The organism is Asticcacaulis sp. SL142, assembly GCF_026625745.1.
Classification (GTDB): Bacteria; Pseudomonadota; Alphaproteobacteria; order Caulobacterales; family Caulobacteraceae; genus Asticcacaulis.
In genome coordinates, this window is sequence record NZ_CP113061.1 from 631891 (window position 1) to 653101 (window position 21211).

A 21211-nucleotide genomic window follows, 5' to 3' on the forward strand; every position below is an offset into this window, starting at 1 on the left:
ACCCTTAACCGCCGATAGCCGCTTGGTAGACGCCAACCAAGGCGTCCACACTGACGGTCGTAAAATCAAATATAAACGCCGGATAGATACCCAGCAGCAGCGTGCCCGCAACCAGCGGCACAAAAACCAGAGTTTCGCGCGCGGACAAATCCTTAATGCCCTCAAGCTTCGGATTGGTTACCGGCCCGTACATGACATTCTTGAACAGATTGAGCGCATAAACCGCTGACCAGATCACACCGGAAGCTGCGATCAGGGCCGTCCAGGTCGAGGCCTGATAAGCCCCGGTCATGGTCAGGATTTCGCCGACAAAACCCGACGTGCCCGGCAAACCGACATTGGCCATCGTAAACAGCAGGAACACAAAGGCATAGTGCGGCATCAGGTTGGTCAGACCGCCATAGAAGCTGATCTCACGGGTATGCATCCGGTCGTAAACCACGCCGACACAGAGGAACAAAGCGCCGGAGATGATACCGTGGCTGATCATCTGATAGACCGCGCCCTGAATACCTGCCTGATTGCCGGCGAAAATCCCCATGGTCACAAAACCCATATGCGCAACGGATGAGTAGGCAATCAGCTTTTTGATATCGGTCTGACGCCACGCCACCAGCGACGTATAGACAATGGCGATAACCGACAAGGCCAATACAAACGGCGTGAACATTTCCGACGCCTGCGGGAACATTGGCAGGTTAAAGCGGATGAAGCCGTAGCCGCCCAGTTTCAGGAGTATCCCCGCCAGCATGACCGAACCCGCGGTCGGCGCCTCAACGTGGGCATCCGGCAACCAGGTGTGTACCGGCCACATCGGCATCTTGACCGCAAATGAGGCAAAGAAGGCAAACCACAGCCACGGCTGAGCATTTTCAGCAAATGCGAATTTAGACAGTTCTGGTATACTGGAGGTGCCAGCGACATTCACCATGTAGAGCATGGCGGCCAGCATCAACACCGACCCCAGCAGGGTATAGAGAAAGAACTTATAGGCCGCATAAATCCGGTTCTTACCGCCCCAGATGCCAATGATCAGGAACATCGGCACCAGACCGCCTTCGAAGAAGACGTAGAACAGGAACAGATCAAGTGCTGTGAACACGCCGATGACCAGGGTTTCCAGAATAAGAAACGCGATCATGTATTCGACCAGACGCGTCTTGATCGAGGTCCACGACGCCAGAATACACAATGGCATCAGGAATGCGGTCAGGGCCACGAACAGGATCGAAATGCCGTCTATACCCAGATGGTAGGACAAGGGCCCAAACCAATGAATTTTCTCGACAAACTGATATTCGGTCGTGGTGTGGTCAAAGCCCGCCAACATGACCACGCTCAAAGCCAGCGTCGCCAGTGTCGTCCACAGGCTGATCCACTTGGCATTGGTGTCGATCGCGGCTTCATCGTCTTTGCGCGACATCGCTCGCAGAACAAGTATGACCAGCGCCCCTGCCAAAGGCAGGAAGGTAATGACGCTCAGGAGATTAGGTATAACCAGTGACATTGTTGAAACTTATCCCCTCTTAAGCGGCCAGCCAGAATACGACCCAGGTCAACAGACCCGCGACACCTAAGAACATAACAAACGCATAGTGATAGACATAACCCGTTTGGGTCTTGACCAGATTCTTAGCGGCTTTCAAGGCCGACCACGCCGCCCCATTGGGCCCCAGACCATCAATGATTTTAACATCACCGATTTTCCAGAAAAAATTACCGAGCGCGCGCGAGCCCTTGACCAGAGTGGCCTGATAAATCTCATCGAAGAACCACTTATTATACAGGAAGGTATAGAGCGGCCCCTCATTCGCGGCCATCTTCTTCGGCAGATCCGGGCGCTTAAGGTAGAAGAACCAGGCCAACACCAGACCCAGCAAGGTCACAACCAGCGGTGCAAACTTAACCCACATCTCAACATGGTGCGCATCGTGCATGACGTTATTGGTGGGTGCGGTAAAGATCGCATGGCCCCAGAAATCGTGGGCATGATCACCGACGAAATAAGGCGCAAAGATAAAGCCAGCCGCGACAGCTCCCACAGCCAAGGCCAGCAAAGGCACCAGCATGATCAGCGGGCTTTCGTGCGGCGTATGGGCGTGGTGCCCATGTCCATGATCATCGTGCGCGTGATCGTCATGGCCGTGAGCCTCTGAGTGGGCCATGATGGTCGTCGTGAGCATGTTCCCACTGCTTCTTGCCGTGGAAGGTCATGAAGGCCAGACGCCAACTATAGAAGGACGTCAAAAGCGCTGCCGACAAGCCCATGATGAAGGCAAACATGCCTTGAGGGGTTTCGCTCATCGCCCAGGCAGATTCTATGATCGCGTCCTTAGAGAAGAAGCCCGCAAAGCCTATCTGCGTGCCCGGGATCCCAAGACCTGTAATGGCGATGGTGCCGATGGTCATGACGGCATAGGTGATCGGCATATACTTATATAGCCCGCCCATTTTACGCATGTCCTGCTCATGGTGCATGCCGTGGATGACCGAACCGGCGCCTAAGAACAGCAACGCCTTAAAGAAAGCGTGTGTGAACAGGTGGAACATGGCGGCCTGATAAGCGCCAATACCGGCCGCAAAGAACATGTAGCCAAGCTGAGAACAGGTCGAAAACGCGATAACGCGTTTGATGTCGTTCTGGGTAAACCCGATCGACGCCGCAAAGATCGCCGTAATCGCGCCAACATAAGCGACAATCATCTTGGCGACCGGCGCATATTCAAACATGTGAGACAGCAGACAGACCATGTAGACACCGGCGGTCACCATGGTTGCCGCATGGATCAGGGCCGACACGGGGGTTGGACCTTCCATCGCGTCCGGCAACCAAGTGTGCAGGAAGAACTGCGCGGACTTACCCATAGCGCCGATAAACAGCAGGAAGCAGGCCAGATCAATGGCACTGAATGAATAGCCAAGGAACATCCAGGTCGTGCCGGCCTTGGCCTCGATCATTGGGAACAGTTCCGCAAAATTAACGGTGCCGAACATCCAGTAGACGGTCATGATCCCCAGCGCGAAACCGAAATCACCGACGCGGTTGACGACGAACGCCTTGATGGACGCATTGTTGGCACTGGCTTTATTGAACCAGAACCCGATCAGCAGATAGGACGCCAGCCCTACCCCTTCCCAACCGAAGAACAACTGCATGAAGTCAGCCGCTGTCACCAGCATCAGCATGGCAAAGGTAAACAGTGACAGATAGGCAAAGAAGCGCGGCCGCGACGGGTCTTCGGCCATATAGCCCCAGCTATAGAGGTGGACCAGCGAAGACACCGAGGTGACGACGATCAGCATGGTGGCCGATAAGGCGTCGATCCGGATCGACCACGCCGATTGGAATGTACCGATATTGATGAAGTCCAGCAACTTGACGGTAAAATCCGACATGCCGCCCCAGGTGTGAGCCCCGAACACATACCACGACAGGGCGCACGACAGGAACAACAGCCCGGTCGTAACCCCTTGGGAGGCAATATTGCCAATGCGGCGGCCAAACAGGCCCGCAATCAGCGCGCCGACCATCGGCGCCAGAACCAGAACAGTAACTATGCTCGGCATGATGGATTAGCCTTTCATCATGCTGGCGTCATCGACTTCGATATCGCCGCGATTACGGAAGAAGGTAACGAGAATAGCCAGACCGACCGCGGCCTCAGCCGCTGCCACTGTCAGGACAAACATGGCCATGATCTGCCCTTGTACATTATGCAGATAGCTTGAGAAGGCCACGAAGTTGATATTGACCGCCAAAAGGATCAACTCGATCGACATCAGGATAATAATGACGTTGCGTCGGTTCACGAAGATGCCCAGCACCCCAATCGTGAATAAAATGGCCGAAACGGTAAGATAGTGTGCGAGGCCGATAGTCATTCTTTGATCCCTTCGCCGGTTTTGACCTTGACGATAGCCACAGCGTTTTTGCGCTGACGACCGACCTGTTTAGAAATATCCTGACGCTTGACATTGGTGCGGTGCTTGAGCGTCAGCACGATGGCACCGATCATAGCCACCAGCAGCACAAACCCTGCCGCCTGGAACAGATATACGTAATCGGTATAAAGCACCCGACCGATGGTTTCGATATTGGTCGCATCGGCCGTAAAGGCTTGCGGCTCATTACCTGCGGCCGCACCACGATCAGCGACGGCAAAACTAATCATGATCAGTTCCGTCATGAGTAGCAACGCCACAACGCCGCCAATCGGCAGATAGTTGGCAAATCCTTGCCGTAGTTTGCTGAAATCCACATCCAGCATCATGACAACAAACAGGAACAGAACCGCCACCGCGCCGACATAGACCACGACCAAAAGCATGGCCAGGAACTCCGCCCCCAGCAGCACAAACAACCCGGCTGCCGAAAAGAAGGCCAAGATCAAAAACAGCACCGAGTGCACCGGGTTTTTGGCGGTAATCACCAAAAATCCGGATGCGACCGTAATCAGTGCCATGATGTAAAAGGCTATAGCCATCAAAGTCATAGCGTCATCCTTTACCGGTAAGGCGCGTCAAGTTCGAGGTTACGCGCAATAACGCGTTCCCAACGGTCGCCGTTCGCCAACAGACGTTCCTTGTCGTAGTAGAGTTCTTCGCGGGTTTCGGTCGCAAATTCAAAGTTCGGCCCTTCGACAATCGCATCAACCGGGCAGGCTTCCTGACACAGGCCGCAATAGATGCACTTAACCATGTCGATATCGTAACGGGTCGTGCGGCGTGAACCATCGTCACGGGGTTCAGCCTCAATTGTGATAGCCTGAGCCGGACAGATGGCTTCGCACAGCTTACAGGCAATACAGCGTTCTTCGCCATTGGCATAACGGCGCAGGGCATGCTCACCGCGAAAACGCGGGCTGATCGGGCCTTTTTCAAACGGATAGTTGATTGTCGCCTTGGGCTTGAACATGTACTTCACCGCAAGGCCCGTGGCCCCGATGAAATCCATCAGCATGGCGCCTTTGATGGCTTGGCCGATACGGGACATCATATCAAATTACCTCCGAATACGCGGTAGGCCGCAATCAAAACAACAGCCACTAATGAGGCAGGCAGGAACACTTTCCAGCCCAGACGCATCAATTGGTCGTAGCGATAACGCGGAACGATAGCTTTAGCGATGGCGAACATCACAAACCAGAAAACTACCTTTAGGATAAACCACATCAGACCGTGGATAGCCTCGCCCACCGAGCCGGGCACAAGGAAACCTGCCGTTGGGTATGGCGCCTGCCACCCCCCAAAGAACATAATGGTGATGAGCGCGCACATCAGCACGATGTTGGCATATTCACCAATCATGAACAGCAGATATGGCGTCGAAGAATATTCGACCTGATAACCCGCCACCAATTCGGATTCCGCTTCCGGCAGGTCAAACGGCGGACGGTTGGTTTCCGCCAGTGCCGAGACATAGAACATGATCATGACCGGGAACATGACGATGATGGTCTTGGGCGCAAATGCATGCCAGTTCCAGAAACCGCCCGCCTGATGCTCAACGATACGCGACAGGTTCATGTCACCAACCAGCAGGATCACGCAGATAACAATCAGGCCGATAGAGACTTCATAAGATACCATCTGGGCCGCCGACCGCAGCGCCCCCAGAAACGGATACTTCGAGTTCGATGCCCAACCGCCCATGATGATGCCGTAAACACCCAAGGACGAGATCGCAAACAGATAAAGAATGCCGACATTGATGTCAGATACGACCCAACCCGGCGCAAATGGAATAACCGCCCAGGACATGAACGCCAAAATGAAGGTGATCAGCGGTGCCAGAAGGAACACGACCTTATCGGCACCGGCCGGGATGACGACTTCCTTAAGCACAAACTTGAAGAAATCAGCAAAGGATTGCATCAGACCGAACGGCCCCACGACGTTGGGCCCTTTACGCATCTGCACGCCAGCCCAGACCTTACGGTCACCCCATAGCAGGAAGGCCAGAGAGACCATCACGCCGACGATAACCGCCAGAGCCTGACCGACCGTAATGATCGTCCAGCCCCAGGGTGTGGCCCAAAATGAAGTTGCTTCCATCAGTCGTCTCTCTTACTCGGCGGCCACAGACAGCTTCGGCGCTCGGGCAGCGGAACATTCCGCCATGGCCACGCTGGCTCTGGCTATCGGGTTGGTCAGGTAGAAATCCTTGATATTTGACGCGAAGACTCGGTCAGAGACCTCGCCCTTAGCACCCAGGGTTTTGACATCAAAGCTTTTTTGTGAAGGCTTCACATCTATCCGCCCAAAGGTCGGATGATCGGCGATCAGTTTGGCCCTCAGATCAGACTGGCTGTCATACGGCAAGGTCTTGCCCAGAGCTTCGGACAGGGCGCGCATGATGGCCCAATCTTCCTTGGCGTCCCCCTTGGGGAACACGGCGCGTTCAGCGATTTGCACCCGGCCTTCGAGATTGACATAGATGCCTGATTTTTCGGTGTAGGCGGCTGACGGCAAAATCACATCTGCAATGGCCGCGCCCGCATCACCGTGATGACCGATGTACACGACAAAGCTGCCTTTAAGTTTAGCTGTATCGATTTCGTCGGCACCCAGCAGTACGACAACGTCCAATCCGCCAGCCAACATCGCCTCAGTATCGAGACCGCCACCTTGCGGAACGAAGCCGATATCCAACCCGGCAACACGCGACGCGGCTTGGTGGACGATATTGAAACCGTTCCAGTCGGCACGCACCACATCATATGCACTCAGGACTTCGGAGGCGATCAGGTTAAGCACCGCGGCGCCGTCACTACCAGAAATCGCGCCATTCCCCACCAGAACGGCGGGCTTTTTGGCGTTCTTCAAGACATCTCGGAAAACGTGTTTCTTAAGGTCTTTCAGAGCCTTGGGGCCAGCGCCTAAGTGGACGTAATCATAGGTAAGATCATAGGGCTCACCGATAACCGCCACCTGCACATCGCCCTTGAGCCAGGATTTACGGATACGGGCATTAATTAGCGCCGCTTCATTGCGCAAATCCGTGCCGATCATCAGGATGGCGTCGGCGTCTTCGATGCCAGCAATGCCCGTGTTAAACAGGTAAGCTTCGCGAGCGCCACGGCCGATCTTGGAGCCATCCTGACGGCAATCAAGATTGGTGACGCCCAGTGAAGAGAACAGATCCTTGGTTGCCTTCAAACCTTCGGCATCGATCATATCCCCCGCGATCACGCCGATTTTGTCCGGTGAAGTCGCTTTCAATTTACCAGCAACAGCCTTCAAAGCTTCCGCCCAGGTGGTCGCTTGCAAACCGCCAGCTTTACGAACGTAAGGTTTATCAAGACGTTGACGCGACAGACCATCAACCGCATAGCGGGTCTTGTCGGTGATCCATTCTTCGTTGATGTCTTCCTTAAGGCGCGGCAAAGCACGCAGAACCGTCGGCCCGCGATAGTCCAGACGAATGTGCGCGCCCAGCGCATCCATCACGTCGATCGACTCAACTTTTTGCAGTTCCCACGGGCGATAGTTAAATGACCACGGTTTATGAGTCAAAGCGCCGACCGGGCACAGATCGTTCAGATTTCCCGACAGTTCAGACGATACTGCCTGTTCCAGATAAGACGTGATCTCTGCATTTTCACCGCGTGAGATCATGCCCATTTCGGTAACGCCCGCGACTTCGGTGGAAAACCGAACGCAACGCGTGCACTGAATGCAGCGGGTCATGAAGGTTTTGATCGTTGGGCCAAGATATTTTTCTTCGACGGCGCGCTTGTTCTCAGCATAGCGCGAACCGCCACGGCCATAGCCCATAGCCTGATCCTGAAGATCACATTCACCGCCCTGATCGCAAATCGGGCAATCGAGCGGGTGATTAATCAGCAGGAACTCCATCACGCCTTCGCGGGCCTTTTTGACCATCGGCGTATTGGTGAAAATTTCCTGACCTTCGGCGGCTGGTAGCGCGCATGAGGCTTGCGGCTTTGGCGGTCCGGGCTTTACCTCGACCAGACACATCCGGCAGTTGCCCGCGATCGACAGGCGCTCATGGTAGCAGAAACGCGGGATTTCTTCCCCCGCCAGTTCAGCTACCTGAAGCACGGTCATGCCGGGATCGAATTCGACCTCAACGCCGTTGACTTTTGCTTTCGCCATAGGCTTCAAACCTCATTCAGTAACGCAGGTATCGTAAGATAACTACGCGAAAATACTAACAATTTATCAGAACCAAGACCGGTCGCCAGCGACATAATCTTCGTGGAACTGCTGCTCGGATTTGAGCAGGTAGATGATAAGCTCGATAAACGATATCAGGGCGACAGCTATGCCGGGGATGACCAGAAACCATCCCACCGTCCCGCACACCAGCATGATGACACCGGCGGTGTTCTTACCCAGATAAAATTTGTGCACGCCCCAGATGCCGAAGAAGAAAGTCAACAGGGCGGCCACCCATTTGTTCTTATCGGACAGGCCTGTGGAGACGACATAAACGCTGACGGCCCGGCCATCGGAGGCTTCAAAATCAACCGTCGAGCCCGTCGCAACTGAGCGAGCGCCACCCATAAGGTCTGCGCGGGTAAAGCCATAGCGCACGCCGTCATCACCGCTGATGAGGCCTTGAGCCAAGCTGTCGTCGTATGACAGGACTTTTCCGCGCATATCCCCTACTCCGCCGCTATAGAATGGCCGGCCACGTTAGACTTACGCGAACGGTAAAGCGTGATGCGGTCTTCGATCTCATGGCGGAAATGGCGAATCAGGCCTTGAATCGGCCAGGCCGCGGCATCACCCAGCGCGCAGATCGTGTGACCTTCGACCTGAGTGGTGACTTCGAGCAACATGTCAATTTCCGACGGATCAGCATCGCCCTTAACCATGCGCTCCATAACCCGCCACATCCAGCCGGTACCTTCACGACACGGTGTGCACTGGCCACAGCTTTCGTGTTTGTAGAAATAGCTGAGGCGGGCAATGGCGCGGATCAGATCGGTCGACTTATCCATGACGATAACCGCTGCCGTTCCCAAACCAGAGCGCAGGGCGCGCAGACTGTCGAAGTCCATCGGCAGGTTTTCACACTGCTCGGCCGGAATCATCGGCACCGATGATCCGCCCGGAATGACGGCCTTGAGGTTACCCCACCCACCACGAATCCCACCGCAATGATCTTCGATCAACTGACGGAACGGTATCGACATGGCCTCTTCGACGTTACAAGGTCGCTCAACGTGACCGGAAATACAGAACAGCTTTGTGCCGGTATTATTTGGGGCGCCAAAACCGGCGAACCATTCGGCGCCACGGCGCAGGATCGTGCCGACGACGGCAATCGATTCAACATTGTTTACGGTTGTCGGGCAGCCATAAAGCCCAGCCCCCGCCGGGAATGGTGGCTTAAGACGCGGCTGGCCTTTTTTGCCTTCCAGCGATTCCAAAAGAGCGGTTTCTTCGCCGCAGATATAGGCCCCGGCACCGTGATGAACGTAAACGTCAAAATCCCAGCCGTGGACATTGTTTTTGCCAATGAGCCTGGCTTCATAGGCTTGTTTAACCGCCGCCTCTAACCGCTCGCGCTCAAACACATATTCGCCGCGCAGATAGATGTAACAGGCATGGGCCTGCATGGCGAACGACGCGATCAGGCAACCTTCGATCAGCAGATGCGGATCATGGCGCATAATCTCACGGTCTTTGCAGGTGCCGGGCTCGGATTCGTCGGCATTGACGACCAGATAGTGCGGACGATCCTTAACCTCTTTTGGCATGAACGACCATTTCAACCCGGTCGAAAAGCCCGCCCCGCCCCGACCGCGCAGACCAGAGTTCTTGACGTTAGTGATGATCCACTCGCGTCCATAGGACAGAATATCCTTGGTCGCATTCCAGCAGCCGCGCTGCTTCGCACCGTCAAGACCCCAATCCTGGAAGCCGTACAAATTGGTGAAAATGCGATCTTTATCTTCGAGAATACCCAGTGTTTTGGCCATGTTACGCATTTGCCTCCGGAACGGGTGCATTCGGAATTTTGATCGGCTTTGTGGCTGAGCCATCATAAAGTTTGGGATCGAGCAAGGTCGTCGCCCCGCCAATAGGTTCAGACGTGTGACGACCGTTATAAGGCCCTGCCTTGGGCGACTTACCGGCGGCAAAATCATCAATGATCTGCGCCAAGTTTTCGGGGGTCAGGTCTTCATAGAAATAGTCATTAATCTGGGCCATAGGCGCATTGGTGCAGGCCCCCAGACATTCAACTTCCTGCCAGGTAAATTTACCATCAGCAGACAGCTTATCCTTAGCGCCGATCTTGGATTTACAAACGTCCATCAGCTTGTCGGAGCCACGCAACATGCACGGCGTCGTGCCGCACACCTGAATGAGCGCACTCGATCCTACCGGCTCCAGCATGAACATGGTGTAGAAGGTCGCGACCTCATAAACACGGATCTGCGCCATGCCCAGCATCTTGGCGATCGCGGAAATAGCGGGCTCACTGACCCAGCCTTCCTGCTTTTGGACCAGCCACAGAATAGGAATGACCGCCGATTGACGACGGTTATCAGGGTATTTGGCAATCCACCAGTTAGCCTTTTCAAGCGTTTCGGGCTTGAAGGCAAAACTCTCGGGCTGCTCTTTGGCGAGGCGGCGAACAGACATCAGGCCTCTCTCTCACTATTAAAGAAAAAACAGATCATTGCTTAGCCGCAGCCTCCCAACGGTCGGAGCGCGCCTTCATCATGCGCTGGCTGGCCGCCTTAACAAACGGCAGACGCTTGGCCAGAAGCATGGATACCACGGCAACGGCGATAGACCCCATGACCAAAGGTGATCCGGCATCTTGCGGATTAAATTCGATGTAGAGGCGCACTGAGAAAATGATAGCGAGCATCGGTGCATAAGACACGATGGTCTCAAGCAGAATATCCTTGAGATATCCTTTTGCGCCATCAGGGTGATACGACCAAGCCGCCTTGGCCAGCAGGTAGCGCAGATACACTGCGACCGCCAGAAAACCAAACGACAGCGCGAAAGCCAACCAGATATTCATTAGCGGTCAACCTCACCGAATACGATATCCAGCGATCCCAGAATAGCCGACACGTCCGCCAGCATGTGGCCACGGTTCATCCAGTCCATCGCCTGAAGGTGAGCAAAGCCCGGTGCGCGGATCTTGCACTTATAAGGCTTGTTGGTGCCGTCCGACACCAGATAAACCCCGAACTCACCCTTGGGCGCTTCGACGCAGGCATAGACTTCACCTTCTGGGGTTTTAAAGCCTTCGGTATAGAGCTTGAAGTGATGGATCAGCGCTTCCATCGAGTTTTTCATTTCGGCGCGGCGGGGCGGTGTGATCTTGTGGTCATTTGACAGGACATCGCCCGGCGTTACCCGAAGTTTCTCAATGCACTGCTGCATCAGGCTAACCGAAACCCGCATTTCTTCAACGCGGCACAGATACCGATCCCAGCAGTCGCCGTTTTTGCCAATGACGATATCAAAATCGAGCTCATCATAGCACTCATAGGGTTGCGACTTACGCAGATCCCATTCGACGCCTGACCCGCGGATCATGACGCCGGAGAAGCCCCAGTCGAACGCTTCCTGAACTGAAACCACGCCGATGTCGACGTTACGTTGCTTGAAGATACGGTTTTCGGTCACCAAAGATTCAATATCGTTCAGGGCTCGCGGGAACTCCTTACACCACTGCTCGATATCGTCGATCAGTTCAGGTGTCAGATCCTGATGGACACCGCCGGGGCGGAAATAGTTGGCATGCAGACGTGCCCCGCAGGCCCGCTCATAGAACACCATCAGCTTTTCACGCTCCTCAAAGCCCCACAACGGTGGCGTCAGAGCGCCCACATCCATGGCCTGAGTGGTGATGTTCAAAAGGTGATTTAGTACGCGGCCGATTTCGGAGAACAGCACCCGGATCAACTGCGCGCGCTTAGGCACGTCAACGCCCAGAAGCTTTTCGATCGCCAGACAGAAGGCGTGCTCCTGATTCATCGGGGCGACATAATCAAGACGGTCAAAATAGGGAATGTTTTGCAGGTATGTGCGATATTCCATCAGCTTTTCGGTGCCGCGATGCAGCAGGCCGATATGCGGATCAACGCGCTCAACAATTTCACCGTCAAGATCAAGCACCAGACGTAAAACGCCGTGTGCCGCCGGATGCTGGGGACCGAAATTGATCGTGAACTTACGATCGTCAAAATTCTGACGCGTAAGCTCGCTCTTGAGATCGCTCTGTGGCTTCACATCATCCGCCATGATCACATCCTTCTATCCCACTACCCGAAAACAGCCAGTCTGAACCAGCGGCTTCCGCGAAATTTACTCATCCAGCGTCGGTCTGCGCGTCAATGCCACGAGCAGCCCCGCCACCAGAGTGATAATGCCAAAACCGGAAACCACCAGCATCGACAAATCAAAACTATGCGTCGTCACCAACTGCACCACTGGCGTTGCCAGAAGCACGGCTGAAGCCCCCAATAATGCGGCCTGCGTTTCCGCTGCCGTAAAGCGCCGCACCGCAGCCCCAAAAATCAATATCGCCACACCGACGATGATCGACATCCCCGTCGTCGCCATGCCCTCATCCGGTATATCGGGTGAGCGCGTAAACCATCCGGTCAATTTCATGACGATGGTAAAAAGATACGCCGCCGACAAACTGACGGCAAAAAACTTTACTGCCGACCGAACCGATTTAAACCTACCCATAACGCCCCCCGTTTCAGGTTTTTAGCTGTTTATTTAGCTACTGGCCTTCTCATCGCCCGGCAGGACATAGGACGCGCCCTCCCACGGAGACATAAAGTCAAATTTGCGGAACTCCTGAACCAGTTTTACAGGTTCATAAACCACGCGCTTTTGCGCCTCGTCGTAACGCACTTCGACATGCCCGGTCATCGGGAAATCCTTGCGCAGCGGATGACCTTCAAAACCGTAATCCGTCAGCAACCGGCGTAAATCCGGGTGATTAGCGAACAAAATTCCGTACATATCAAAGGCTTCGCGCTCATACCAATCCGCGTTAGGGTAGACTTCACGAAGGCAGGCTACCGGCACGACTTCATCGGTCATAACCTTAACCCGAATACGCAGGTTCTTCGTCAACGACAAAAGATGGTACACGACATCAAAACGAAGATCGCGCTTAGGGTAATCCACGCCCGTCAGATCAATAAGCTGATGAAAGCGGTAATGCTCGCCGTCTTTCAGCTTAGTCATGATTTCAATTGTACGCTCACGCTCAACCGTCAGCGTCAGTTCACCGTAAGAGAACGTCGCATCCAGCAGGCCATCCTTGAAATCGGCCTTGGCGCGTTCGGCGAGAGCATTCAGTTTCTCTAATGACATAACACCCTCCCCTTATCGTGCGATCGTGCCGTTACGACGAATCTTCTTCTGCAATTGCAGGAGGCCGTACAGCAGAGCTTCAGCCGATGGCGGGCAACCGGGCACATAGACATCAACCGGCACAACCCGGTCACAACCGCGAACTACCGAATAGCTGTAATGGTAATAGCCGCCACCATTGGCGCAACTGCCCATCGACAGCACATAGCGCGGATCCGGCATCTGGTCGTACACCTTACGCAGCGCCGGCGCCATCTTGTTGGTCAAGGTGCCCGCCACAATCATCAGATCTGACTGGCGCGGTGACGCGCGCGGCGCCATGCCAAAGCGTTCCATGTCATAACGCGGCATAGAGGCCTGCATCATTTCAACCGCGCAACAGGCCAGACCGAACGTCATCCACATCAGAGAGCCCGTACGCGCCCAGGTGATGACATCATCGGCCGCCGCGACCAGAAAACCTTTTTCGTTCAGTTCAGCCGAGACCTGCTCAAAAAACTTATCGTGGATGTCGGGATTATAGCCTTCAACGCGCGAGCGGCCCGCCATACCCGCTGCCAAAGGCTGCCCCGACGTTGAAATCAGGCCTGTATTGGAAAGGTCTACTCCCATTCCAGGGCTCCTTTTTTCCACTCATAAATAAAGCCAACGGTCAAGATCGTCAGGAAAGACATCATCGACCAAAAGGCAAACTCCATACCGGCTTGCGGCAAATCAAACATCGACACGGCCCACGGAAAGAGAAACGCGACTTCCAAGTCAAAGATGATGAACAGAATCGACACCAGATAAAACCGGACGTCAAATTTCTGACGGGCACTATCAAAGGCGTTAAACCCACACTCATAGGCCGACAACTTTTCAGTATCCGGGGCCTTGGGCGCCAGAACCAGCGCCGCAACGATAAAGCCCAACCCTAAAACGGCAGCGATACCCATGAAAATGATGACCGGAAGATATTGCAGCAAAAGCGCGTTCATCGGAAACCTCAAATGAGTCCTTTATCTGAAAGTGCTGTTACACCTTAAGGACGGCTGGAATCAAGAAGCGTATTAGACCAACCATCGCACCGCGGCAAATACTCAAAAGGATCAAATCGAGTGTTTTTTGATTTTTGTGTTATTTTTAAAAGCTATTGAGAATTAATCGCATTTTGCAATCAACCTTCCACAGCCATTTCAAAATTTAGAGCTTTTCAGGAACTCGGCGCTTGACACCGCCCCCTCGCCCGAACTATCTAGCGCACCTCCTGACAGGGCAGGGTTGCCAGACCTTAAAATCTCGGCCACACTGTCTTATCGAGAAACTAAAATTTCAGAATGCGGGTGTAGCTCAGTTGGTTAGAGTATCGGCCTGTCACGCCGAGGGTCGCGGGTTCGAGTCCCGTCACTCGCGCCACTTATTTAACATAGGTGGCAACCGCTTCTGAAATTTAAGTTTACGCAGGGCATTAGGGATGCGGGTGTAGCTCAGTTGGTTAGAGTATCGGCCTGTCACGCCGAGGGTCGCGGGTTCGAGTCCCGTCACTCGCGCCACTTAAAATTTTAAGTGGCACCGCATCTCTTTTAATATCCTATGTATTGCAAACCGCAGGCTCAAAGCCTCGCGGTTTTTTTCGTTTAGACGTTTCACGTCTCAGCGCATTTGCAATTTTTCCCAACTGACATATAAAAGCCCACATTCGTGCCAATGTTCGCCGCAAATTCGGTTTTTGAGGCGTCACCAACACAATGTAACGGTATCGACATGTGGGCTGCCTCCGCCAGGTAAAGCGTATTCCCAAGTTTTCATAAAATAATCAGACCTCCACCGGGCCCATGGCTCTGTTTCCGACACTTCTGAAAGTAGCCAGATGCGTAAATCACACCTTCGCAATGCCACAGCCATCGGCCTGATTCTGGCTGCGGGCATATCCGCTCATACGGCGTCAGCCGAGACCAGCATCACGACTGAACGCACAACACCCATTGTCACAGCCACCGCGAACAGCGGCGCCGCAGACGATGTGAAGATCGCTTCGGCTGGATCCATAAAGCTGACCAGCGGCACCGCCATCACTCTGAACTCCAACAATAAAGTGACAACCGAAGGTGCCATTAATATGGCGTCATCGGCTGATAATTCGACGGGTATACTGATAAATGGCGGAACGACTGGTGAGGTTTCGGTAAAGTCGAACATCACGGTCACGGACAATTATACGCCCGCAGATTCAACGACTGACGATGATGATTTTGTTGACGGAGAATTTGCGACCGGCACCGGACGATACGGAATCCGACTTGTAGGGGCGTCGCCTTTCACCGGTAAGATCGAAGTCACCAGCGGCTCGACCATTACTATTGAGGGGAATCAATCCTACGGCATCCGTCTGGAAGCCCCTCAAGTTGGTAATTTTAGCTTTGATGGCGCCATTGCGGCCACGGGTACGGACACCAAAGGCATCTCGATTGAAAACAATGTCACGGGCAATGTCTATGTCAGCGGCACCGTTAATGCGCTCGGCCGAAACGCTTCAGCTTTAAATCTGAGCGGCAACGTCAGCGGCTCTGTGATTCTCGACGGCACCATGGCGGGCACTGGTTATCGGTTCACCTCTTCCTTGAGCGATGCCCAACTCGCCTTGCTTGACCCGGATGACCTTTATCAATCGGGCCAGCTGGTCAGCATTTCGGGCAACCTGTCTAAGGGGCTGTTGCTGAACTCGACCGTAACTGCCGACACCACCAATACCGACAGCGATGGTGACGGCACACTTGACGCCAATCAGACGACGGCCAATCTGACACAATACGGCGGCGCACCCGCTCTGCTTATTGGCTCAGCCACTCAGGATATCACACTCAACAGCGTCGTCACCGCCAAAGCGACCGACAGCTACGGCCTGGTCGTCAAAGGCAATGTCAACGCAGCGGGCCTCTATAAAGACGTCAATGCGACCGCCATTCAGATTGGCGGGCTTGGGCATAATGTGACCCTGCAAAACGGCCTGTCGATTCAAGGCAATATCACCGCTGTTGGCACCAAGGGAAATGCCACCGGCATATCTCTGCTGAGCGGGGCTAATGTCGCCAGTTTCATCAACTCCGGCACCATGCGGGCTACCACGACAACGCTGAATAACAACAGCGCGATTGTGGTCGATATCGCCGCAGGTGCCACCGTACCGACCTTCACAAACAGCGGCACGATCACGGCTACCGGTGCCGGTACAACGTCAAATGCCATTGGGATCCGCGACAGATCTAACAGCCTTACCACCTTTAACAATACCGGCTTCATTACCTCCATAACGGTACCCGCCGACGAGAACAATGACGGTGTCGCTGATACAGCCGTCAATCGTGGCATGGCGATTGATACCCGCACCAATACGGCAGGCCTTACTCTGGTTCAAACCGACACTAAACCGGACGACGACACCATCGCAGCCCCCTTCATTCAGGGCGACATTCTGTTGGGTGCCGGAAATGATTCGATAACCATCAACGGCGGACAAGTTCTTGGAAACATTGACTTCGGGGCTGGCAGCAACACCATACTGCTCGACAAGAAAGCCATAGTGCTTGGTAAAATCACCGGCAGCGGTACGGTCGCACTTGATGTCGCCGAAGCCCGACTGGGCCTCACTGGCGGATCGCAAGTAAATTTATCATCCCTGCATCTTGGGGCGAAGTCAGAGCTTTATCTGGTACTTAATCCCGACACCGCTACAACGCCCTTGCTGATTAATACCGGTACAACCACCATCGACAGCGGCGCTAAGGTGCTGTTGTCCCTGACCGAGATCACTAAAACACCGACACAGTTTACGGTGATGACCGGCAACAACATCAGCATAGCCAACCTTGATGTGGCGACGCTGAGCCAGAACGTGCCCTGGCTTTATAATGCCACCTTATCGACGGGCACGGCCAACACCAACCTCTATGCCGATTTCAGGCTGAAGACCCAAAGCGAATCCGGACTGTCCGTCAATGAATATAGCGCATTGGACGCGGTTCTGACGGCGGCTCAGACGGATGCGGCCACCCAACTGGCCTTGCTGGCTCAAACCAACCCAAACAGCTTCAATGAAATCTATTCCGCCTTCCTGCCCGACTATTCGGGTGAAGCCCTGCTCACCCTGTCAAAAGGTCACGAAGCCCTCACCCACTCTCTGGCGCGGCAATCCTTCCTCCCGTCGGACGGTGAGACGCAATACTGGCTTCAGGAATATGGCTTCCACATGGAGCGTGAACGGGCCGAAACCACAGGCTTCACATCAACCGGCTTTGCCTTTGCCGGCGGTGCCGAACGCGGCTTAATGGGCAATCAGGCGGTCGGCGTTTACGTCGCCTACACGACCACGACGCCCGAAGACACCTTTGCGGCAGCGAACGAAACTTCATCCACTTCTGACATTAGCGTTGGCGGCTACTGGCGTTTATATAACGAAAACTTCAAGGCCTGGGCCAGCGCCGGTATTGGGCGCGCAACCTTTGACTCAAAGCGTGAGTTGATCAGCGCCCAGAAAGTCATGGTCGCTGAAGCCGACTGGAGCGGTATCAGCTACTCCGGCAATATTGGGGCATCCTATGAAACTTCAATGGGGCCGATATCCATGCGTCCGCAAGTCGCCGTCGACTTTTACGCTCTCAACGAAGATGAACGCACCGAAACCGGCGGCGGGTCCAGCTTTGATCTGACGGTTGATTCGCGTGACAGCCACATGGCCAGCGCCAGTGCCCTCGTCTTCTTTGGCCGTGCCAATAAAAAAGCCCTGATCCAGCCTGAAATCTGGGTGGGTTATCGCCAAAACGTATCGGTCGAAATCGCCGACACAACGGCACGGTTCGGCTCTGGTAATCCATTCACGCTGAACGGCGGTGATGTCGAAGGCGGCAGCCCTGTGGTTGGCTTCCGGATCGCCGCCAGCAATGAGTATGGCTATCTGGCGCTCGAAGCCGAAGCCGAAAAGTATGATGCTTATGAAAACTATTCCATAAGCCTGCGCACTGGATTTAAATTCTAAGCTTAAATCCCAACACAAACAAAAAAGGCGGGCTTCAACTGAGGCCCGCCTTTTTCATATTTATCTGAACCAGAAATCGATTACTCAGCAAGTTCCGCCGAAGCCTCAATCTCCACCAGCCATTCCGGATTGATCAGGGCGCTGGTGCCAATGAAGGATGAGGCCGGACGAATATCACCAAAGATTTCGCCGTGAGCCTTCGCCGCCTGCTTCCAGACCGACATGTCGGTCAGGAAAATGCGTGTGCGGATGATATCGGACGGTTTGCCACCGGCGGCCTCGACCGCTTTTATAATAATCTCAAGACAAGCCTTGGTTTGCTCATAGGCATCGTCAATGCCGACCGTTTTGCCATCACGAATAGGCGCGGTTCCGGAAACCTCAATGCGATTTCCCGATCGAACAGCGCGGGAAAAGCCGATTTCGCCCTCAAACGGCGAACCTGAAGATACGAGTTTGCGCATAATTATCTCCTAATCAGACCAGGCGGCTTCTGACCTTGGCCGCGTCTATAAAGCTTTTGAATAATGGGTGCGGCGCGAATGGTCGACTCTTAAGCTCAGGGTGGTATTGAACCCCCACAAACCACGGATGATCATCGCGTTCGACAATTTCCGGCAGCAGGCCATCCGGTGACATGCCCGAAAATTTAAGGCCACAGGCCTCCAACTGGGGGATATAGTCGCGGTTGACTTCGTAGCGGTGGCGATGACGCTCAGATATATTGGTGTCGCCATAAATCCGTGATGCCAGCGACCCCTGCACCAGACTGGCCTCAAACGCGCCCAGCCGCATTGTGCCCCCTAGATTGCCGCCCGCGGCACGCTTAGACAATTCATTGCCATTCAGCCACTCAGTCATCAGACCAACGACCGGTTCCTGGGTTTCGCCAAACTCGGTGGATGAAGCCGCTGAGATTCCGGCCTGATTACGCGCCGCCTCGATAACGGCCATTTGCATCCCGAAGCAAATGCCAAAATAGGGTATTTTGCTTTCACGCGCAAAACGCACAGCTTCGATCTTGCCCGCCGCCCCGCGCTCACCAAAGCCACCAGGCACCAGAATCGCATGGACGCTTTCCAGACGCTGCCGTATCGAATCCGTGTCCTTTTCAAAGGTTTCGGCTTCAACCCAGTCGATTTTAACGCGCACATTATTGGCCATTCCACCATGATAAAGTGCTTCAATCAATGACTTATAGGCGTCTTTTAAGACGGTATATTTGCCAACAACCGCGATATTTACTTCACCGTCTGGATAGGAATAGCGCTGCGAAATATCCTTCCATAGCGATAAGTCCGGCTCAGGAGCATCATCAATCCCAAAAACAGATAGAACTTCGGTGTCAAAGCCCTGATGGTGATAATCGATCGGAACGGCATAGATGTTTTCCGAATCAAGAGCCTGAATAACGGCTGATTCGCGCACGTTGCAGAATTGACCGATCTTGCGACGTTCTTCCTTCGGGATTTCCTGCTCACACCGGCACAGTAATATATCCGGCGCAATACCGATCGAGCGTAGTTCCTTCACCGAATGCTGGGTCGGCTTGGTTTTCATTTCACCAGCGGTTTTCACCCACGGCAACAGGGTCAGATGGACGAAACAGCACTGACGACGGGGCAGTTCCTGCCCCAACTGGCGGATGGCTTCAAAGAACGGCAAACCTTCAATATCGCCGACGGTGCCACCGATTTCGACCAGAATAAAATCAGCATCGCCCTGATCAGACAGGACAAAGGCTTTGATTTGATCCGTAACATGCGGAATGACCTGCACCGTAGCGCCAAGATAGTCCCCGCGGCGCTCTTTTTCGATAATATTGGAATAGATACGTCCGGTCGTTATATTATCGGTTTTGCGCGCATTGACACCAGTAAAGCGTTCATAATGGCCCAGATCCAGATCGGTCTCGGCACCATCGTCGGTCACAAAAACTTCGCCATGCTGGTACGGACTCATCGTACCCGGATCGACGTTCAGATAGGGGTCAAGCTTTCTCAGGCGAACCTTATAACCCCGCGCCTGCAGCAGGGCCCCCAGAGCCGCTGAAGCCAAGCCCTTGCCCAGCGAAGACACCACCCCGCCGGTTATAAAAATAAAACGGGCACCTGTGGGTGTATCTGTCATGACGATAGCCTTGGGATATAGAAATCACTACAAAGAAAAAGCGGCTCAAAATATAAATAATGAGCCACTTCAAATAGTTAAATTAGCAACCTGTGTTTCGTGTTTAACTACTGCGCAGGCTGCGTTGCGATCGGGTCGTTCGCCGGAGCGGCACCGGGTGCCGCCAAAGATTGGGTTGCTGATCTGGTCGACGGTGGTGTTACCGATGCGACGGGCTTAGAGACTGGCTGTGGCGCAGACGGCGTAATCACCTGCGCACTGGGGCGGGGCAATTCGGTCAAAGACGGCGCTGCTGCCGACGATGCCGTGGCACCGGCAGGTGCCGCAGGGGCTGCGGCAGGAAGATTGGCCGCATCAAGATTGATATTACCTTCACCAACCTGATCCACAACCGATGATCCGCGCTGGGACATGTTGCCAACAATGGTTAAGCCAATCGAATTGGCAAAAAACAGGATGGCCAGAATGGATGTTGCTCGCGTCAGGAAATTGCCTGCACCGCGCGCCGACATGAACCCCGACGGGCTGCCCCCCATACCCAACGCGCCTCCTTCGGAACGCTGAATCAGCACCAGACCAACCAGCGCGAGACAGATAATGATCTGAACGGTGAGCAAAATACCAAATAACATGAGCCGTTTTAATCCTTGGGCGCAATCCGCCACATGCGTGAGCGCGCAATCTTTGCGCCCCATTAGCATTGCCACACAGATTTTTCCAGAGCCGAAACCG

Annotated in this window: 19 protein-coding genes, 2 tRNA genes and 1 pseudogene; 3 read left to right on the forward strand and 19 right to left on the reverse strand. The window is 54.1% G+C overall.

Annotated features, from left to right (window positions below):
* Positions 1-4 precede the first annotated feature (4 nt).
* The 16 genes and pseudogenes from OVA03_RS02915 to OVA03_RS02990 form a co-directional block, all read right to left on the reverse strand.
* Positions 5-1507: an NADH-quinone oxidoreductase subunit M gene (locus OVA03_RS02915; RefSeq protein ID WP_267526702.1), complete on the reverse strand. Its 1503-nt coding sequence runs from the start codon at positions 1505-1507 to the stop codon at positions 5-7.
* 19 nt (positions 1508-1526) lie between these two features.
* Positions 1527-3567 (reverse strand): annotated as a pseudogene (gene nuoL, locus OVA03_RS02920) (NADH-quinone oxidoreductase subunit L).
* Positions 3568-3573: 6 nt separating this feature from the next.
* Positions 3574-3882, reverse strand: coding sequence for an NADH-quinone oxidoreductase subunit NuoK (nuoK, locus tag OVA03_RS02925; RefSeq protein ID WP_189487229.1), 309 nt, complete (start codon positions 3880-3882; stop codon positions 3574-3576).
* Positions 3879-4493: an NADH-quinone oxidoreductase subunit J gene (locus tag OVA03_RS02930; protein WP_189487231.1), complete on the reverse strand. Its 615-nt coding sequence runs from the start codon at positions 4491-4493 to the stop codon at positions 3879-3881. The genes nuoK and OVA03_RS02930 overlap by 4 nt, the downstream gene beginning before the upstream one ends.
* An 11-nt stretch (positions 4494-4504) precedes the next feature.
* Positions 4505-4996 carry an NADH-quinone oxidoreductase subunit NuoI gene (gene nuoI / locus OVA03_RS02935; protein ID WP_189487233.1) on the reverse strand — a complete coding sequence of 164 codons (492 nt, stop codon included), beginning with the start codon at positions 4994-4996 and terminating at the stop codon, positions 4505-4507.
* Positions 4993-6054 carry an NADH-quinone oxidoreductase subunit NuoH gene (gene nuoH / locus OVA03_RS02940; protein WP_267526703.1) on the reverse strand — a complete coding sequence of 354 codons (1062 nt, stop codon included), beginning with the start codon at positions 6052-6054 and terminating at the stop codon, positions 4993-4995. Before nuoH ends, nuoI begins: the two co-directional genes overlap by 4 nt.
* A 12-nt stretch (positions 6055-6066) precedes the next feature.
* Positions 6067-8118 (reverse strand): NADH-quinone oxidoreductase subunit NuoG, encoded by a 2052-nt coding sequence (gene nuoG / locus OVA03_RS02945; RefSeq protein ID WP_267526704.1) that lies wholly within the window; start codon positions 8116-8118, stop codon positions 6067-6069.
* Between the two features lie 66 nt (positions 8119-8184).
* On the reverse strand, positions 8185-8625 hold the full coding sequence (locus tag OVA03_RS02950) for a TM2 domain-containing protein (RefSeq protein ID WP_267526705.1): 441 nt from the start codon (positions 8623-8625) through the stop codon (positions 8185-8187).
* A gap of 5 nt (positions 8626-8630) precedes the next feature.
* Positions 8631-9953 carry an NADH-quinone oxidoreductase subunit NuoF gene (nuoF, locus tag OVA03_RS02955; protein WP_267526706.1) on the reverse strand — a complete coding sequence of 441 codons (1323 nt, stop codon included), beginning with the start codon at positions 9951-9953 and terminating at the stop codon, positions 8631-8633.
* 1 nt (position 9954) lies between these two features.
* The gene (nuoE, locus tag OVA03_RS02960) at positions 9955-10620 is read right to left on the reverse strand and encodes an NADH-quinone oxidoreductase subunit NuoE (RefSeq protein WP_267526707.1); all 666 of its coding nucleotides are present in this window, start codon (positions 10618-10620) and stop codon (positions 9955-9957) included.
* A gap of 34 nt (positions 10621-10654) precedes the next feature.
* Positions 10655-11011, reverse strand: a complete 357-nt coding sequence (locus OVA03_RS02965; protein ID WP_189487244.1) for a hypothetical protein — start codon at positions 11009-11011, stop codon at positions 10655-10657.
* The gene (locus tag OVA03_RS02970; protein ID WP_267526708.1) at positions 11011-12243 is read right to left on the reverse strand and encodes an NADH-quinone oxidoreductase subunit D; all 1233 of its coding nucleotides are present in this window, start codon (positions 12241-12243) and stop codon (positions 11011-11013) included. Before OVA03_RS02970 ends, OVA03_RS02965 begins: the two co-directional genes overlap by 1 nt.
* 63 nt (positions 12244-12306) lie before the next feature.
* On the reverse strand, positions 12307-12696 hold the full coding sequence (locus tag OVA03_RS02975; RefSeq protein WP_267526709.1) for a hypothetical protein: 390 nt from the start codon (positions 12694-12696) through the stop codon (positions 12307-12309).
* A gap of 33 nt (positions 12697-12729) precedes the next feature.
* Complete coding sequence (locus OVA03_RS02980) at positions 12730-13335, reverse strand: NADH-quinone oxidoreductase subunit C (protein ID WP_267526710.1); 606 nt, start codon at positions 13333-13335, stop codon at positions 12730-12732.
* A 12-nt stretch (positions 13336-13347) separates the two neighbouring features.
* Positions 13348-13947, reverse strand: a complete 600-nt coding sequence (locus OVA03_RS02985) for a NuoB/complex I 20 kDa subunit family protein (RefSeq protein ID WP_267526711.1) — start codon at positions 13945-13947, stop codon at positions 13348-13350.
* Complete coding sequence (locus tag OVA03_RS02990) at positions 13938-14315, reverse strand: NADH-quinone oxidoreductase subunit A (RefSeq protein ID WP_189487252.1); 378 nt, start codon at positions 14313-14315, stop codon at positions 13938-13940. Before OVA03_RS02990 ends, OVA03_RS02985 begins: the two co-directional genes overlap by 10 nt.
* 341 nt (positions 14316-14656) lie before the next feature.
* Here OVA03_RS02990 and OVA03_RS02995 point away from each other — a divergent pair.
* The 3 genes from OVA03_RS02995 to OVA03_RS03005 all read left to right on the forward strand — a co-directional run bounded on the left by OVA03_RS02995 (position 14657) and on the right by OVA03_RS03005 (position 18349).
* Positions 14657-14733 (forward strand) — tRNA-Asp (locus OVA03_RS02995).
* A gap of 60 nt (positions 14734-14793) precedes the next feature.
* Positions 14794-14870 (forward strand) — tRNA-Asp (locus OVA03_RS03000).
* A 317-nt stretch (positions 14871-15187) separates the two neighbouring features.
* Complete coding sequence (locus tag OVA03_RS03005; RefSeq protein WP_267526712.1) at positions 15188-18349, forward strand: autotransporter outer membrane beta-barrel domain-containing protein; 3162 nt, start codon at positions 15188-15190, stop codon at positions 18347-18349.
* 80 nt (positions 18350-18429) lie between these two features.
* On the opposite strand, the gene OVA03_RS03010 is transcribed toward OVA03_RS03005, so the two are convergent.
* The 3 genes from OVA03_RS03010 to secG form a co-directional block, all read right to left on the reverse strand.
* On the reverse strand, positions 18430-18813 hold the full coding sequence (locus OVA03_RS03010) for a RidA family protein (protein ID WP_267526713.1): 384 nt from the start codon (positions 18811-18813) through the stop codon (positions 18430-18432).
* Positions 18814-18826: 13 nt separating this feature from the next.
* Complete coding sequence (locus tag OVA03_RS03015; RefSeq protein ID WP_267526714.1) at positions 18827-20479, reverse strand: CTP synthase; 1653 nt, start codon at positions 20477-20479, stop codon at positions 18827-18829.
* 107 nt (positions 20480-20586) lie between these two features.
* Positions 20587-21111, reverse strand: a complete 525-nt coding sequence (gene secG / locus OVA03_RS03020) for a preprotein translocase subunit SecG (RefSeq protein ID WP_267526715.1) — start codon at positions 21109-21111, stop codon at positions 20587-20589.
* Between the last annotated feature and the right edge of the window lie 100 nt (positions 21112-21211).

Coding starts and splice junctions, on each gene's coding strand:
- OVA03_RS02915 (WP_267526702.1), bottom strand. CDS start 1,507: ATGTCACTGGTTATACCTAATCTCCTGAGCGTCATTACCTTCCTGCCT.
- nuoK (WP_189487229.1), bottom strand. CDS start 3,882: ATGACTATCGGCCTCGCACACTATCTTACCGTTTCGGCCATTTTATTC.
- OVA03_RS02930 (WP_189487231.1), bottom strand. CDS start 4,493: ATGACTTTGATGGCTATAGCCTTTTACATCATGGCACTGATTACGGTC.
- nuoI (WP_189487233.1), bottom strand. CDS start 4,996: ATGATGTCCCGTATCGGCCAAGCCATCAAAGGCGCCATGCTGATGGAT.
- nuoH (WP_267526703.1), bottom strand. CDS start 6,054: ATGGAAGCAACTTCATTTTGGGCCACACCCTGGGGCTGGACGATCATT.
- nuoG (WP_267526704.1), bottom strand. CDS start 8,118: ATGGCGAAAGCAAAAGTCAACGGCGTTGAGGTCGAATTCGATCCCGGC.
- OVA03_RS02950 (WP_267526705.1), bottom strand. CDS start 8,625: ATGCGCGGAAAAGTCCTGTCATACGACGACAGCTTGGCTCAAGGCCTC.
- nuoF (WP_267526706.1), bottom strand. CDS start 9,953: ATGGCCAAAACACTGGGTATTCTCGAAGATAAAGATCGCATTTTCACC.
- nuoE (WP_267526707.1), bottom strand. CDS start 10,620: ATGTCTGTTCGCCGCCTCGCCAAAGAGCAGCCCGAGAGTTTTGCCTTC.
- OVA03_RS02965 (WP_189487244.1), bottom strand. CDS start 11,011: ATGAATATCTGGTTGGCTTTCGCGCTGTCGTTTGGTTTTCTGGCGGTC.
- OVA03_RS02970 (WP_267526708.1), bottom strand. CDS start 12,243: ATGGCGGATGATGTGAAGCCACAGAGCGATCTCAAGAGCGAGCTTACG.
- OVA03_RS02975 (WP_267526709.1), bottom strand. CDS start 12,696: ATGGGTAGGTTTAAATCGGTTCGGTCGGCAGTAAAGTTTTTTGCCGTC.
- OVA03_RS02980 (WP_267526710.1), bottom strand. CDS start 13,335: ATGTCATTAGAGAAACTGAATGCTCTCGCCGAACGCGCCAAGGCCGAT.
- OVA03_RS02985 (WP_267526711.1), bottom strand. CDS start 13,947: ATGGGAGTAGACCTTTCCAATACAGGCCTGATTTCAACGTCGGGGCAG.
- OVA03_RS02990 (WP_189487252.1), bottom strand. CDS start 14,315: ATGAACGCGCTTTTGCTGCAATATCTTCCGGTCATCATTTTCATGGGT.
- OVA03_RS03005 (WP_267526712.1), top strand. CDS start 15,188: ATGCGTAAATCACACCTTCGCAATGCCACAGCCATCGGCCTGATTCTG.
- OVA03_RS03010 (WP_267526713.1), bottom strand. CDS start 18,813: ATGCGCAAACTCGTATCTTCAGGTTCGCCGTTTGAGGGCGAAATCGGC.
- OVA03_RS03015 (WP_267526714.1), bottom strand. CDS start 20,479: ATGACAGATACACCCACAGGTGCCCGTTTTATTTTTATAACCGGCGGG.
- secG (WP_267526715.1), bottom strand. CDS start 21,111: ATGTTATTTGGTATTTTGCTCACCGTTCAGATCATTATCTGTCTCGCG.